This is a genomic window from Zhengella sedimenti (assembly GCF_046506625.1).
Lineage (GTDB): Bacteria > Pseudomonadota > Alphaproteobacteria > Rhizobiales > Rhizobiaceae > Zhengella > Zhengella sedimenti.
The window spans coordinates 234,228-249,098 of sequence record NZ_JBKFFP010000002.1; the positions used below are offsets into that span (position 1 = coordinate 234,228).

Sequence of the window (14,871 nt, forward strand, 5' to 3'; positions counted from 1 at the left end):
GATCAGCCCTCGCTTCCCTCGCGCGGGCCATGGGAATGGCCGCGATAGACCGGGCTGGCAAGATAGGACTTGAGGCCGAAGCGGGCGAGCACACCAACGGCGGCGGCGGCTGGCACCGCGATCAGCAGGCCGACGAAGCCGAACAGCATGCCGAAGGCGAACAGGGCGAACATCAGCCAGACCGGATGCAGGCCGACGCGGTCGCCTACCAGCTTGGGCTGCAGGATGTTTCCCTCCAGGAACTGGCCGGAGAAGAAGACGGCAGCGACCGCGGCGATCCAGATCCAGTCGGGCCAGAACTGGACCAGCGCGACACCGATCGACACGGCCAGACCGACCAGCGAGCCGATATAGGGAATGAACGAAATCAGCCCGGCGACGAGACCGATCAGCAGGCCGAAATTGAGGCCCACGGCGGTCAGCCCGATGGCATAGAAGATGCCGAGCACCAGGCAGACCGTGCCCTGCCCGCGGATGAAGCCGGCGACGGCCGTGTTGACGTCGCGGGCGATCTCGCGCACGGCCTCCAGATGGTCGCGCGGGATCCAGCCGTCGACACGGGCGACCATGTGGTCCCAGTCGAGCAGCATGTAGAAGGCGACGACAGGTGTGACGACGAACAGGCCGGCAATGTCGACCAGCGCCTTGCCCGAACTCCAGATGGACTGCGCGAGCGTGGACAGGAAGCCCGCGCCCTGGGTGAGCAGCGTGTTGACACCGTCGCGGATGCCCTGCGGATCGGCGCCGACGACGCGCTTGATCCATTCCGGGTCGAAACTGCCGACAAGGTTCTGCAGGCCGGAGACAAGCGAGGGCAGCCGCTCGATGAAGCCGGCCAACTGGGTCGCGAGCACAGGCACGACGATCATCAGCGCCAGCAGGAAGGCGACGATGAAGCCGATCAGGATGACGATCGTCGAGGCCAGGCGGGACAGGCCGGCACGTTCCAGCCGGTCGGCCACGGGATCGAGGAAATAGGCCAGCGCCATCCCGGCGACGAAGGGAAGCAGGATGGAGCGGAAGACGTAGAGGAAGCCGAGGAAGGCAACGAAGAAGATCAGCCAGAAGATCGCCTGACGGCGCAGCGCCGCGCCCGCCTCGGCGGCCGCCGCATCCTCGGCGTCGAAATCAGGTGTCTTCTTCGTGCGCGCCATAACCGCCCATGTGCTGGAGCCAGGTGACCAGATAGGCCGTGGCGGAAGCGCCGGTCAAGAGCGCGGTCACGGTGATGAGGCCGGAGCGCAGCCATTCCGGGCCGGGCGCGAAGGCCAGTTCGCCCAGCGCCACGGTGGCGAGCAGGATCTGGACGAGCGTGTTCGCCTTGGAGACGAACAGCGGATGCACCTTCACCGGATGCCCCATGACGGCGGACAGGGTGACGGCCCCCACGATCATGGCGTCACGGCTGACAATGGCGATCACCAGCCAGGTCGGCAGTTCACCGATGAAACCGAGCACCACGAAGACGCTGACGAGAAGCAGCTTGTCGGCCAGCGGGTCGAGATAGGCGCCGAGTTCGGAGCGCTGGTCGAACTGGCGGGCGATGAAGCCGTCCACGCCGTCCGAAACGCCGGCCAGCACGAACCCGGCCAGCGCCCAGCCCATGTGGCCGTCCAGCATGGCATTGATGATGAAGGGCACCAGCAGGAATCGCAGAACGGTAATGATATTGGGAATGGTCACGCGTCAGCCTGCCTGTCCATTGCATTTGCCTGAAATGTGGGCTTGGCGCCGGGGATTGGCAAGACGGCCGCTTTCGAGGCCGTGAAAGCGCGGGAAAACGCGTGTCTACCCGGCGGCCTGCCCGGCGCCCGTCCTTGCCGGCGCGCCCCTTTTCATGCCATGAGCAGCCTGACACGCGAACAACCCCCGGAAGACGCCATGAGCGAGACAAAGAACGGCCTTTCCTATGCCGATGCCGGCGTGGACATCGATGCCGGCAACAGCCTTGTGGAGAAGATCAAGCCCATGGTCCGATCCACCCGCCGCCCCGGCGCGGACGGCGAGATCGGCGGTTTCGGCGGCCTGTTCGATCTGAAGGCGGCCGGGTTCAAGGACCCCGTGCTGGTGGCGGCAAACGACGGCGTGGGCACCAAGCTCAAGATCGCCATCGATGCCGACAAGCATGACACCGTCGGCATCGACCTTGTCGCCATGTGCGTCAACGACCTCGTCGTGCAGGGCGCCGAACCGCTGTTCTTCCTCGATTATTTCGCCACGGGCAAGCTGGACCCAGACCAGGGCGCGGCCATCGTGGCGGGCATCGCGGAAGGCTGCCGCCAGGCCGGCTGCGCGCTGATCGGCGGCGAGACGGCTGAAATGCCCGGCATGTATGCCGGCGGCGACTACGATCTCGCCGGCTTCGCGGTGGGCGCGGCGGAACGCGGCACGCTGCTGCCGTCGGGCCACGTGATGGAAGGTGACGTCATCCTGGGCCTTGCCTCCTCCGGCGTGCATTCCAACGGCTATTCGCTGGTGCGCAAGATCGTGGAAAAGAGCGGGCTCGGCTGGTTCGATCCGGCGCCCTTCGCGGAGGGCAAGACACTGGGCGAAGCCCTGCTGGAGCCGACCCGCATCTATGTCAAGCCGCTGCTGGCGACGATCCACGAAGTGGGCGCGATCAAGGCGCTTGCGCATATCACCGGGGGCGGCTTCACCGAGAACATCCCGCGCGTCCTGCCGGAGCATTTTGCCGCCGAGATCGATCTGGACGGTTTCGAGGTGCCGGCCGTGTTCTCCTGGCTGGCGCAACAGGGTGGCGTGGCGGAGCGCGAAATGCTGCGCACGTTCAATTGCGGTATCGGCATGGTGGCCGTCGTGGAGGCCGACCAGGCGGCACAGGCCATCGCCATTCTCCAGCGCGAGGGCGAGCATGTCGAGATCATCGGCCGCATCGTGCCGCGGCGCGAACATGGCGTGACCTATTCCGGGGCGCTCGACCTGTGACCAGCACCCCGCGCAAGCGCACCGCCGTGCTCATTTCCGGGCGCGGCTCCAACATGACGGCACTGATCCAGGCCTCCATGGACCCGGCCTATCCCGCCGAAATCGTTCTCGTCATCTCCAACAAGGCCGATGCCAAGGGCCTGGAAACCGCGCGCGCGGCCGGCATCGCGACGCAGGTCATCGCCTATCGCGACCATGGCAGCCGCGAGGCCCATGACGCGGCCATCGACGCGGCGCTGCGCGCGGCAAAGATCGAGATCGTCGCGCTGGCCGGCTACATGCGCCTGCTGACGCCGGATTTCGTGCGCGCCTGGCAGGGCCGCATGATCAACATCCACCCTGCCCTGCTGCCGCTGTTCAAGGGACTGGACACGCATCAGCGCGCGCTGGATGCAGGGGTGCGGGTGCATGGCTGCACGGTGCATTTCGTGACGCCGGACATGGACGACGGGCCGATCATCGCGCAGACGGCGGTGCCGGTCGAAACGGGCGACACGGAGGAAACGCTGGCCGCGCGCGTGCTCGACGCCGAACACGCCACCTATCCGCAAGCACTCGCCATGCTGGCGCGCGGCGACGTGCGGATGGGCGGCGGCGGCAAGGCTGTTTTCCGCATCTGAAGCGCAAACCGGCGCCTTGCCTGCTGACAACGGGTTGCCTTCATGGGCATGGTAACGGGTCACAGCGTTATCAGCGAACGGATCGCCCGCATGCTCAAACTGATCACCTTCGCACCCGCAGGCGGCGTGCGCTGCCCCTCCCCCTTCGGGCTCAAGGCCGAAGCACTTCTGGTCATGTCCGGACTGGACTTCGAAACCAGGCCCGGCCTGCCGATGAAGAGCCGGACGGGCAAGCTGCCCATGCTGGTTGACGGCGACCGGACCATTGCCGATTCAAGCCTCATCCAACGCTATCTGGAAGAGGTGAAAGGCATTGATTTCGACGGCCAACTCACTGACCGGCAACGCGCGATCGCGATGGCTTTCCGCCGCATGGTCGAGGAACATCTCTATTTCGCCCTCGTTCATTCGCGCTGGATCATGGCGAGGGAAAGAACCTGCGACCTGTTTTTCGGCAAGGCCCCATGGCCGGTGCGCCGTCTCGTTTTCCCCATGCTGGTTCGCCGGATCGCCCGTGACCTGAAAGGCCAGGGGCTGGGACGCCATCCGGCCGACGAAATTGCCCGTTTCGGCATCTGCGACCTTCAAGCCATCGAGGCAGCCATGGAAGGCCCGTTCTTCTTCGGAGACCGGCCATGCTCGCTGGACGCCTCGCTTTACGGCTCGCTGGAGAACATCGTCACCGTCCCGGTCGAATCGCCGTTGCGCAGCTTCTGCCAGTCATCTTCGGAGATCGGCACTTTTCTGGACGCCTTCCGGGCACAAGTGCTGGATGGGCGGGTCATGGCCTGACGCCCGGTCGTCCAGCAGGCAATAACGCGGTTGGTTCTCCACGAGAATCAGGGATATGCCGGGGTACCCCTGACCCAGGCGAGCGACAGTTTCATGCCATCCGGCAAGACAACGGTTCCGGCCTCTGCAGGCTCGAGGGCGAGGCCGAGGAACCGGGCGAAGGCCTGGAAATCCTCCAGCCACGCATTGTTCGCCGAGAACGACTGGACCACCATGCAGGCATGGGGAGCAGCGAAGCGTCGGGCTTCGATGACCGCTGCAGCCGTTCGGTGGAACAACTGGTAACGCAGGGATTGATCCGGCATCGCTTTCGCTCCCAGCAAGCGACAGAGACCCGACAGACGTTCGTCGCGGTTTGCCCCGCCTTCCGCCAGCCATTCGCCAACCGTCGGACCAAACGGTTCGTTGACCTTGGCTTCGATCGCCATCGCGACGTTTTCATTCCCGTTGCGCAGCAGGGCGAACACGTCGCACTGGCTCGCCCGTCCGCTACCGGGCAGGCGGACCGTGTGTTCGGGAATAGCCAGCAAAAGTTCAGCTTCGGGGCCAAACAAAGCGGCGATTTCCGGCGGGAGTCCCCGCGCGGCCTCCCATGAGCGCGCGACGGCCATGGCGGAATAGCCCTCACGCCAGTGGTTCTGCGGATCCGCCAGCAGGGCCTGCCAGCTTTCCAAACCCCGCGACGGAACCAGTATCCGCGTCATGGCCGGCTTCCCGGCCCGGCTTCGGTAACAAGGCCGCGCACCCACACCTTCGTGTCGTGGAAGGCCGCGCCGCCATAGGGCGCAATGGAATCGGCACCGGTGAGCACGTTGATGCCCTCGCCGCGCTCATGGGCGGCGTTGGGCCAGATGCCTTCGGCGATTACAACGCCACGCCGGACGCCTTCAAACAGGCGCGCATGGAGGACCACTTCGCCGCGCATATTGCCGATTTCCACCCGTGCACCATCGGCAATGCCGTTTTCGGCCGCGTCGTCCGGATGGATCATCAGTTCCGGCCGGCCTTCGCGACGGCTGGAGCCCGGCGTCTCCGTGAAGGTCGAATTGAGGAATTGCCGCGCCGGCGAGGTGGCGAGGCGGAAGGGATGGGCGTCGTCCACCGTCTCGATGGCCTCGAAATGATCCGGATAGGCCGGCAGGTCGCCATGGGGGCCGAGCAGGCCGACCGATTTGGGCGGCCGGTTCGGCGCGATGGTTCCGGTCCAGTCCGGGCGGAAACGGAACCGGCCGTCGGGAAAGGCAAAGCCGCCCAGATAGTGGCTCTCCTCGAAGGAGGGCTGCATGTCGGCCCAGCGGCGTTCGCAAAGCTCCTCGTAGGTGCCGAGCCCGCGCTTCTGCAGCATGGCCGTGATCAGTTCGCGTTCCGTCTTGCCGAACCCCGGCAGGTGAGCGACGCCAAGGCGTTTCGCCAGTTCATTGATGACGAAATGGTTGGAGCGCGGGCCTTCGGGCGGACCGACGAGCTTCGGGCCGGGAATGATGTGCTGGTTGCCGCCGCCGCGGTAGATGTCGTCATGCTCCATGAACATGGTGGCGGGCAGCACCACGTCGGCCAGCTTCGCCGTATCGGTCATGAACTGCTCGTGCACGCAGACGAACAGGTCGTCGCGCATCAGGCCGGCGATCACCTTGCGCTGCTCGGGCGCCACATTGGCCGGGTTGGTGTTCTGGATGAAGAGCGCCGTCACGGGCGGGCCGCCGTTCAGGCTGTCCGCCTCGCCGGTCAGCACGCGGCCGATCTTCGACTGGTCGAGATGGCGGACCTTCGGGTCCATCAGTTTCGTGCCGGTGATCTCGCCATTGTCGAGGCGGAAAATGCCGGAATTGGAATGGAAGGCACCGCCGCCCTCATGCTTCCAGCTTCCCAGCACCGTGGCCAGGGACGCCGCCGCATGCATGGCCACCGCGCCGTTGCGCGACCGCGTGAAGCCGTAGCCGAGCCGGAAAAATGTGCGTTTCGTCGTCCCCACGAGCCGGGCGAACGCCTCGATCTCGTCAACGCCGAGCCCGGTGATGGCCGAGGCCCATTGCGGGGTGCGGGTCCGCAGATGGGCTTCGAGGCCGGCCGGATCGTCGCTGAATTGCTCCAGATAGTCCCGGTCGGCATGGCCGTCGCGGAAGGCGACATGCATGGCCGCGCAGGCCAGCGCAGCGTCGGTGCCGGGTTTGAGAACGAGGCCCATGTCGGCCTGCTTCACGGTGGGGTTGTCGTAGATGTCGATGACGACGATCTTCGCGCCGCGCTCCTTGCGGGCCTTTACCGCATGGGTCATCACGTTGACCTGGGTGGCCACAGCGTTGGTGCCCCAGATGACGACGCAATCGGCCCGGGCCATCTCGCGCGGATCCGGACCACGCAGCGCGCCCGTGCCGGCGACGAAGCCGGTCCATGCGGGATTGGTGCAGATGGAATCGAACTGGCCGGACCATTTCATGGCATGGCGCAGGCGATGAATGCCGTCGCGCTGAACGAGGCCCATGGTGCCCGCATAGTAATAGGGCCAGACGGCCTCGGAGCCTCCGCGGCGGGCCGCTTCCGCCAGGCGTTCGGCCACATGGTCCAGTGCCGCCTCCCAGCTTGCCTCCTTCCATTCGCCGCCACCCTTCGCGCCGGAGCGCACCAAGGGTTTCGTCAGGCGGTCGGGATGATGGATGCGCTCGGCATAGCGGGCGACCTTGGCGCAGATGACGCCGGCGGTGTAGGTGTTTTCCTTGGCCCCGTAAACGCGGCCAATGCGGCCATCGGCGCCGATCTCGACATCGAGGGCGCAGGTCGAGGGACAATCGTGCGGGCAGGCCGAGTGGCCGATGCGGATCTGAGCGTGCTGGTTCATGGCCCCACCCTAGCCGAAAGCGCGCCGCCGGTGTAGGCGAGGAAGCATGAAAAGGCGTGATGCCATCCATCAGGCAAACGGTTGCGAGCGGACATGAACTATCGCCACGTCTACCACGCGGGCAATTTCGCCGACGTGCTCAAGCATGCGGTACTGGCGAGAATCGTCGTGTATCTGAAAGGCAAGGAGAAGGCGTTCCGCGTCATCGACACCCATGCCGGCGCCGGTCGCTACGACCTGTCGGGCGAACAGGCGCAGAAGACCGGCGAGTGGCGGGGCGGAATCGGAAGGATCATGGAGGCCGACCTTCCCGCAGACGCCGGCGCCCTGCTTGAGCCATTGATTCAGGCGGTTCGCGCGATGAATCCGGACGGCGGGGCAAGGCATTATCCCGGCTCGCCATTTCTCGTCCGCACCCTCTTGCGCAAGCAGGACCGGCTGACGGCGATCGAACTGCATCCGCAAGACGCCGAACGCCTCAAGGCGCTGTTCGCGGGCGATTACCAGGTGCGCGTGATCGAACTGGACGGATGGCTGGCGCCCGGCGCGCAACTGCCGCCCAAGGAAAAGCGCGGGCTGGTGCTGATGGACCCGCCCTTCGAGAAGGAGGGCGATTTCGACCGCCTCGCACAGGCGCTCGAAACCGGGCACGGGCGCTGGCCGGGCGGCACCTACGCGCTCTGGTATCCCGTCAAGGACCACAAGGCGGTTGCCGCCTTCCGCGACAGGCTCCGGGCAAGCGGCATCCCGAAGATCCTCGACATCACGCTGTCGGTGCGCGCACCCTCGTCCGAGCCGCGGCTCGACGGCTCGGGCATGATCGTCGTCAATCCCCCTTTCACGCTGGAAGCGGACATGCGGACGCTGCTGCCGGTCATCGGCGCGGTGATGGCCGAGGACGGCGTGGCGCGATGGTCGGTGGAATGGCTGGCGGGCGAATGAGCGCCGAGACCCGTCGTGCTCAGGCTGCGGCGTCCGGGCGGGCGGCAACTGCTGCTTGACCCCTGCCCGGCGTCATTCCAAACTGGCAGCGAATCCTGAACCGGCCCATCCATCGAGCGAGGCGCATCATGTTCCGTTTGGCCACGAAGATCATCAGCGCCCTGGTGCTGGCAGCCGCTTTCACCGCTCCTGCCAAGGCGTTCAACTTCATCGGTTTCGACGCACAATGCGACGACGCCCGCGTGCTGCGGGTCATCACCGGCAAGTTCGCCTACCAGGTGCGCCACGTGCCGCACCTGCCCGATGTGCGGATCGTGTCGTTCGACCATGTCCACGAGCGCCGGTTCGTGCCCGCTTCCAAGGCCACCCACACGATGATTTCGCGGCGCTATTGCAAGGCGACGGCGCACATGTCCGACGGCCATCGCCGCTCGGTCTGGTACATGATCGAGGACGGCATGGGCTTTGCCGGCAAGTTCGGCGACGGCGTCCAGTTCTGCGTCGCCGGCTTCGACCGCTGGAAGGTCTACAACGCCTGGTGCCGCGTGGTCCGCTGAGGCCGGGATGACATCCAGGCTGCCTCTTTGCGCGGCGCTGCTGGCTGCCTTCCTGACCGGGTGCGGCGATGCCGGCGTGGACCAGACCACGACTTCGGCCAGCAAGGCAGAGCCTGCCGGTGACGGTTTCGACTTCTATGTCCTGGCGCTTTCCTGGTCGCCGTCCTATTGCGAGGCAGAGGGCGCGCGCGCCGACCGGCGGCAATGCGGGCGCAACGGTCCGGACGGCTTTGTCGTGCACGGGCTGTGGCCCCAGAAGGACAAGGGCTATCCCGCCAATTGCCGGTCATCCGAACCCGACCGCGTGCCGCGCCAGCTTCTCTCATCGGTGCGCGACCTGTTTCCGACCGACGGCCTTGCCGCGCATGAATGGCGCAAGCACGGCACCTGCTCGGGCCTTTCGCAACGCGACTATTTCGCGCTCACGCGAAAGGCGCGCGAACGGGTGCGAATCCCGCCGGGGATCGGCGGCGGCACGATCAGCCCGAAAGAGGTGGAGAACGCCTTCATGCGGACCAATCGCGGGCTGGATCCGGATGAGATCGCGGTCGCCTGCGACGGCCGGTTGATGCGCGAGGTGCGGATCTGCCTTGACCGCTCGCTCGCCTTCACCGCCTGCCCGCAAGTGGATCGCGCCGGTTGCCGCACCCCGAGGCTCGCCATGCCGGCAAAACAGTGAAACGTCCGGACAGTCCGGACCCGACCCGAGGAAAACCCATGCCGAAACTGCTCTATTCCGGTCCCTCCCCCTATTCCGCCAAGGCGCGCATGGCCGCGGCACTCGCCGGCTACGCGTTGGAAGCGGTCAGCGTCGACACCAATGCCGAGCCCGATCTGCTGATCGGCAACAACCCGCTCGGCAAGATCCCGGTGCTTCTGACCGATGACGGGCGGGCGGTGTTCGACAGCGCCATGATCCTGCAATTCATCAACCGGGAAAAACGCAACAGCATCTTTCCAGCCAATGCGGCCAAGCGCACGGACGCGGAAGTCACCGAGGCTCTGGCCGACGGCCTGATGGATGCGCTGCTGGCCCATGTCTACGAGCGGCGCTTCCGGCCCGAAGAGATTGTGCATCAGCCCTGGCTGGACAAGCAGTGGACGAAAGCGACTCGGGCGCTCGACCATTTCAATGCGAACCCGCCGCGCCTGACCGGGAAGGTCCATGGCGGTCATCTCGCGCTGCGTGCCGCGCTCGGTTACGCATCGTTGCGCTTCGAGGGCAAATGGGAGCGTGGACGGGCGAAACTCGTGCGTTGGGTGAAGAAGTTCGACGAGAAATATCCGGATCTGGCTGCCCTCGTGCCCCATGGCTGAGGCAAAGCCTACCAGACACGAAAAACCCGGGATGCGGGTGCATCCCGGGTTTCTTTCTGCTGCCGGTCAGTGCCGGATCAGAACTTCACGCCGAGGCCGACGGTGAAACGGTTCTCGTCGGCATTGACGGTGTTGGCACCCGAACCGGTCTGGAACGTCTGCGAACCATAGTCGGTGTAGCGGTATTCGCCGCGGGCGAACACGTCGTCAGTGACCTTGACATCGACGCCGGCACCGGCCGTCCAGCCAAGCCCCGTCTTCGAATCGATCACGCCACCCTCGGCGGCCTTCAGGCGCGCGGCGGCAAGACCTGCCGTGCCGTAAACGAGGGTACGCTCGCCCACTGCGAGACCGGCACGCGCGCGGACCGAACCGTCAACTGCGGATTCGAAGCCGCGGCCGGCATTGTTGCCATCGACTTCACCGCCGCTGACATCGCCTTCCAGGCCGTAGACGAACTGGCCGTTCTGCCAGTTGAAACCACCGAAGGCACCGCCCTTGAAACCGTCTGTGACATGGCTGTTGGGCACCGGCTGCGAATGGGAGGCTTCGCCCGCCGAATAGGAACCGGTCACACCGAGATAGGCGCCTTCCCAGCCAGCCGGGGCTTCCTCGTAGACGGGAGCAGCCGGGGGTGCCGGCGGAGCCTCAGCAATGGCGTCGGCGGCCATTGCCGGGCCGGCAAGGACGGCAAACGCAATGCCGGCGGCCAGTGCGGCGGTACGGTTCTTGATAACACTCATGGTCATGCTCTTTCTCCTTTGCCGCCCATCCAACGCAACGCTGGCGGCAGTGTTCCATGGGCCCGGCGCCGGTCCCCGCATCGGGAGGCAGGCGCGGGATTTCCCCTCGCCGGACCGGTCGCAATCTCTGCCCGGAATTTGTCCTAAGGAGACCGGGAACAAGGAGTTTTCCCGGCTGCAATGCGGCAAAAAGAGGATGTGTCCATCGTGCCACAGGCGTGACATTCGGATTGCCGGGGTTGGAGGGGGGCAGACCGGCGCCTATATAGGTCGGGCAAGTGCCCTTCCGACGGATGCCTCATGATTCTCAGCTTTCTCATTCTCGCAGCCGGCCTCGTCCTGCTGGTGTTCGCCGGCGACTATCTCGTGCGGGGCGCGGTCGGCCTGGCAGAGAATCTCGGCATATCGCCGCTCGTCATCGGCCTCACCGTGGTTGCCTTCGGAACCTCTGCGCCGGAACTCTTCATTTCCACCCAGGCAGCACTTTCGGGCGCGCCCGGCATCGCCATCGGCAATGTGGTCGGCTCCAACATCGCCAATGTGCTGCTGGTCATCGGCCTGCCGGCGCTGATCGCGCCACTGGCAGCAACGGAACCGGGGCTCCGGCGCAACATGACAGCCATGCTCGGCGTGACGGCCGTCTATATCTGGATGTCGATGAACGGTGTCCTGGGTCGGCTGGAGGGGGCAGCCCTGTTCGCCATGCTGGCCGGATACATCGCCTGGCAGATCCACACCGCGCGCACGCGCAAGGAACCCCAGGACGACTACCACGAAGAGATCGGCGAAGCGCCGCATGACAAGTACCGGATCGGCCTGTCGATCCTGGGCGGGCTGATCGGCCTTCCCGTCGGCGCGCAGCTCACCGTGATGGGCGCCAGCGACATCGCCAGTGCGTTCGGTGTTTCCGACGAAGCCATCGGCCTGACCATCGTCGCTGTCGGCACCTCCCTGCCGGAACTGGCCACCACCATGACCGCCGTGCTGCGCGGGTCGTCGGCCGTCGCCATGGGCAATGTCGTCGGCTCCAACCTCTTCAACATCATGTGCATCCTGGGCATCACCGGCATGATCGTGCCGCTTTCGGTTTCCGAGCGCATCATCGCCGTGGACAACTGGGTGATGGCCGCGACGACGCTGATCCTGGCGGCTCTCGCCTATGCGCGCCTTTCCGCCGGCCGCGCCATCGGCATCGTGATGGTCCTTGCCTATGCCGGCTATACGTGGTCGATTTTCGTAACCTGAGGGAACGGATCATGGCTCAACGCGGCACGGCACTTGTCACGGGCGGATCGCGGCGCATCGGTGCGGCGATCGTCCGCGACCTCGCCGCGCATGGTTTCGCCGTCGCCATTCACTACAACCGGTCGCCGGACGAGGCGGAAGCGCTGGCCGACGACATTCGGGCGGATGGGGGCAAGGCGGCAGCCGTGCGCGCCGACCTGGAGGATGCCTTCGCGGCGGCGCATCTCGTCGGCGCGGCCCAGGACGCCCTCGGACCGGTGACGCTGCTGGTCAACAACGCCTCCGTCTTCCAGGACGACAGCATCACGGATTTCGACATCGACCAGTTCGAACGCCATTTCGCGGTTCACCTGAAGGCGCCATCGCTCATCGCCAGCGCCATGGCAAGGCGGCTGCCGCAGGATGCCGAGGGCCTGATCGTCAACATGATCGACCAGCGGGTCCTGTCGCTGACGCCGCGCTTCTATTCCTACACGCTCTCCAAATCCGCACTGTGGACGGCGACGCGCACCATGGCGCAGGCGCTGGCCCCGCGTATCCGCGTCAATGCCATCGGGCCGGGGCCGACGCTGCCGAACGAGCGGCAGGACCAGGCGGATTTCGACGCCCAGGTCGAGGGACTGATTCTGCGGCGCGGCCCGGCGCTCGCGGAATTCGGCGCGACGATCCGCTGGATGTGGGAAAGCCGGTCCGTGACCGGCCAGATCGTGGCGCTCGACGGCGGCCAGCACCTGGCCTGGGAGACCCCCGACATATCGGGCATAGCGGAATGACCGGCCGGCGCAGAACGCCGGCTGCCATGGACGACATCGCCGGCCATGATCCGCACCTCGATGACGGCGCGGACGACTTGGCAGACGAAGTGGAATCGGAAGCCCCGCCGACCGATACGGCCGACCTGCTGGCCGCCATCGAGTGGACCGACAGCCACGTCGACCCGAAAGGCGCGACCGGCGCGGAGGCGATCCAGCTTTACGTGAAGCACCTGCCGAACAGCCCCGGCGTCTATCGCATGATGAACGCGGCCGGCGACGTACTCTATGTCGGCAAGGCACGCAGCCTGAAGAAACGCGTCTCGAACTATGCGCAGGGGCGCGGCCATTCCAACCGCATCACCCGGATGATCGGCGAGACCGCGACGATGGAGTTCATCGTCACGCGCACCGAGACCGAGGCGCTGCTGCTGGAAGCCAACCTGATCAAGCGGTTGCGGCCGCGCTTCAACGTGCTGATGCGGGACGACAAGTCGTTCCCCTACATCGTGCTGACGAGGAACCACCCCTCGCCCGGCATCTTCAAGCATCGCGGGGCGCGTTCGCGCGCGGCGGACTATTTCGGCCCCTTCGCATCCGCCGGCGCGGTGGGACGGACGATCAACGCGCTGCAACGGGCCTTCCTGCTGCGCACCTGTTCCGATTCGGTGTTCGACAGCCGCACGCGGCCCTGCCTGCTCTACCAGATCAAGCGCTGCGCCGGCCCCTGCACGGGCGAGATCGGCGAGGCGGATTACGCGCTGCTGGTGGCCGAGGCCAAGGCCTTCCTTTCGGGCAGGTCGCAGGCGGTGAAGGCCCAGATGGCCGAAGCCATGCAACAGGCGGCGGAAGACCTCGATTTCGAGCGGGCAGCGGTCTATCGCGACCGGCTTTCGGCCCTGTCCCATGTGCAGAGCCACCAGGGCATCAACGCGCAGAACACGGACGAGGCCGACATCTTCGCCATCCACCAGGAAGGCGGGCAGACCTGCGTGGAGGTCTTTTTCTTCCGAACGGGCCAGAACTGGGGCAACCGGGCCTATTTCCCCAAGGCCGACGCGGCGCTGGAAGGCGCGGAAGTCCTCGGCGCCTTCCTGGCGCAGTTCTATGACGACAAGCCGGTGCCGCGCCTCGTCCTTCTTTCGGAAGCGGTGGAGGACCAGGCGCTTCTGGCCGAGGCCTTGACGGCCAAGGCCGGTCACCGGGTGCAGGTCAGCGTGCCGCAGCGCGGCGAGAAAAAGGACCTTGTCGATCACGCATTGCAGAATGCGCGCGAGGCGCTGGGGCGGCGGCTGGCCGAGACATCGTCGCAGGCCCGCCTTCTGAAAGGGCTGGCGGAGACGTTCGGGCTGCCGGCCGTGCCCCGGCGCATCGAGGTTTACGACAATTCGCACATCATGGGCACGAATGCGGTCGGCGGCATGATCGTGGCCGGGCCGGAAGGTTTCGTGAAGAACCAGTACCGCAAGTTCAACATCAAGGACGAGGAACTGACGCCCGGCGACGATTTCGGCATGATGCGCGAGGTGATGCGGCGGCGTTTCTCGCGCCTCGTCAAGGAGCACGGCATTCCCGACCGTGCCGCCGAAGCCGCCGGCGGCGGCGATGACGAGGAAGCCGCCTTCCCCGCCTGGCCGGACCTCATCCTGATCGACGGGGGCAAGGGCCAGATGAGCGCCGTACGTGCCATTCTCGACGAACTGGGCGTGTCGCAGGCCGTAACGGCCATCGGCGTGGCCAAGGGCGCGGACCGGGATGCCGGGCGCGAGCGCTTCCACGTGGAAGGCCGGCCGGATTTCTCGCTGCCACCGCGCGATCCCGTGCTCTATTTCGTGCAGCGCCTGCGCGACGAGGCGCACCGCTTCGCCATCGGCTCGCACCGGGCGCGGCGCAAGAAAGAGATGGTGAAGAATCCGCTCGACGAGATCGCCGGCATCGGCCCGGCGCGCAAGCGTTCCCTGCTGCACCATTTCGGAACCGCCAAGGCCGTCTCGCGTGCCGCACTGGAGGACTTGATGGCGGTCGAAGGGATTTCGGAGCAGACGGCACGGGTGATTTACGACCATTTCCACGAAAAAGGCTGATTTGACACGCAGTCAGCCATGGCTGCATCGCAAACGC

The 14,871-nt window shown here is 66.0% G+C and carries 15 protein-coding genes; 10 read left to right on the plus strand and 5 right to left on the minus strand.

What is annotated here, in order from left to right; genetic code table 11:
• Positions 1 to 2: 2 nt before the first annotated feature.
• Together ACLB6G_RS06775 and ACLB6G_RS06780 are read right to left on the minus strand one after the other, a co-directional pair.
• Entirely contained in the window at positions 3 to 1,154 is a 1,152-nt protein-coding gene (locus ACLB6G_RS06775; protein WP_410355384.1) for an AI-2E family transporter, read from the minus strand.
• Positions 1,129 to 1,683, minus strand: a complete 555-nt coding sequence (locus tag ACLB6G_RS06780; RefSeq protein WP_410355385.1) for a CDP-alcohol phosphatidyltransferase family protein — start codon at positions 1,681 to 1,683, stop codon at positions 1,129 to 1,131. The genes ACLB6G_RS06775 and ACLB6G_RS06780 overlap by 26 nt, the downstream gene beginning before the upstream one ends.
• A gap of 198 nt (positions 1,684 to 1,881) precedes the next feature.
• Here ACLB6G_RS06780 and purM point away from each other — a divergent pair, with 198 nt between their 5' ends.
• The 3 genes from purM (at position 1,882) to ACLB6G_RS06795 (ending at position 4,358) form a co-directional block, all read left to right on the plus strand.
• Complete coding sequence (gene purM / locus ACLB6G_RS06785; RefSeq protein ID WP_410355386.1) at positions 1,882 to 2,946, plus strand: phosphoribosylformylglycinamidine cyclo-ligase; 1,065 nt, start codon at positions 1,882 to 1,884, stop codon at positions 2,944 to 2,946.
• The gene (purN, locus tag ACLB6G_RS06790) at positions 2,943 to 3,566 is read left to right on the plus strand and encodes a phosphoribosylglycinamide formyltransferase (RefSeq protein ID WP_410355387.1); all 624 of its coding nucleotides are present in this window, start codon (positions 2,943 to 2,945) and stop codon (positions 3,564 to 3,566) included. The genes purM and purN overlap by 4 nt, the downstream gene beginning before the upstream one ends.
• Positions 3,567 to 3,656: 90 nt before the next feature.
• Positions 3,657 to 4,358: a glutathione S-transferase family protein gene (locus ACLB6G_RS06795; RefSeq protein WP_410355388.1), complete on the plus strand. Its 702-nt coding sequence runs from the start codon at positions 3,657 to 3,659 to the stop codon at positions 4,356 to 4,358.
• A 47-nt stretch (positions 4,359 to 4,405) separates the two neighbouring features.
• On the opposite strand, the gene ACLB6G_RS06800 is transcribed toward ACLB6G_RS06795, so the two are convergent.
• Both ACLB6G_RS06800 and ACLB6G_RS06805 read right to left on the minus strand, forming a co-directional pair.
• Entirely contained in the window at positions 4,406 to 5,062 is a 657-nt protein-coding gene (locus ACLB6G_RS06800; RefSeq protein ID WP_410355389.1) for a DUF6946 family protein, read from the minus strand.
• Positions 5,059 to 7,194, minus strand: a complete 2,136-nt coding sequence (locus tag ACLB6G_RS06805; protein ID WP_410355390.1) for a molybdopterin-containing oxidoreductase family protein — start codon at positions 7,192 to 7,194, stop codon at positions 5,059 to 5,061. Before ACLB6G_RS06805 ends, ACLB6G_RS06800 begins: the two co-directional genes overlap by 4 nt.
• Before the next feature lie 93 nt (positions 7,195 to 7,287).
• Here ACLB6G_RS06805 and ACLB6G_RS06810 point away from each other — a divergent pair, with 93 nt between their 5' ends.
• The 4 genes from ACLB6G_RS06810 (at position 7,288) to ACLB6G_RS06825 (ending at position 10,010) form a co-directional block, all read left to right on the plus strand.
• Positions 7,288 to 8,136, plus strand: coding sequence for a 23S rRNA (adenine(2030)-N(6))-methyltransferase RlmJ (locus ACLB6G_RS06810; RefSeq protein WP_410355391.1), 849 nt, complete (start codon positions 7,288 to 7,290; stop codon positions 8,134 to 8,136).
• Between the two features lie 128 nt (positions 8,137 to 8,264).
• Positions 8,265 to 8,693 (plus strand): hypothetical protein, encoded by a 429-nt coding sequence (locus tag ACLB6G_RS06815; protein ID WP_410355392.1) that lies wholly within the window; start codon positions 8,265 to 8,267, stop codon positions 8,691 to 8,693.
• Between the two features lie 7 nt (positions 8,694 to 8,700).
• Positions 8,701 to 9,372, plus strand: a complete 672-nt coding sequence (locus ACLB6G_RS06820; RefSeq protein WP_410355393.1) for a ribonuclease T2 family protein — start codon at positions 8,701 to 8,703, stop codon at positions 9,370 to 9,372.
• Positions 9,373 to 9,410: 38 nt separating this feature from the next.
• Positions 9,411 to 10,010: a glutathione S-transferase family protein gene (locus ACLB6G_RS06825; protein ID WP_410355394.1), complete on the plus strand. Its 600-nt coding sequence runs from the start codon at positions 9,411 to 9,413 to the stop codon at positions 10,008 to 10,010.
• 77 nt (positions 10,011 to 10,087) lie between these two features.
• Here ACLB6G_RS06825 and ACLB6G_RS06830 read toward each other — a convergent pair whose 3' ends face one another.
• Positions 10,088 to 10,759, minus strand: coding sequence for an outer membrane protein (locus ACLB6G_RS06830; RefSeq protein WP_410355395.1), 672 nt, complete (start codon positions 10,757 to 10,759; stop codon positions 10,088 to 10,090).
• A gap of 294 nt (positions 10,760 to 11,053) precedes the next feature.
• Here ACLB6G_RS06830 and ACLB6G_RS06835 point away from each other — a divergent pair, with 294 nt between their 5' ends.
• The 3 genes from ACLB6G_RS06835 to uvrC are packed head-to-tail and all read left to right on the plus strand — an operon-like array spanning position 11,054 to position 14,834.
• On the plus strand, positions 11,054 to 11,998 hold the full coding sequence (locus tag ACLB6G_RS06835; RefSeq protein ID WP_410355396.1) for a calcium/sodium antiporter: 945 nt from the start codon (positions 11,054 to 11,056) through the stop codon (positions 11,996 to 11,998).
• Between the two features lie 11 nt (positions 11,999 to 12,009).
• A complete protein-coding gene (locus ACLB6G_RS06840) occupies positions 12,010 to 12,771 on the plus strand; it encodes an SDR family oxidoreductase (RefSeq protein ID WP_410355397.1) in 762 nt (253 codons plus the stop codon).
• Positions 12,768 to 14,834, plus strand: a complete 2,067-nt coding sequence (gene uvrC, locus ACLB6G_RS06845) for an excinuclease ABC subunit UvrC (RefSeq protein ID WP_410355398.1) — start codon at positions 12,768 to 12,770, stop codon at positions 14,832 to 14,834. Before ACLB6G_RS06840 ends, uvrC begins: the two co-directional genes overlap by 4 nt.
• Positions 14,835 to 14,871 lie beyond the last annotated feature (37 nt).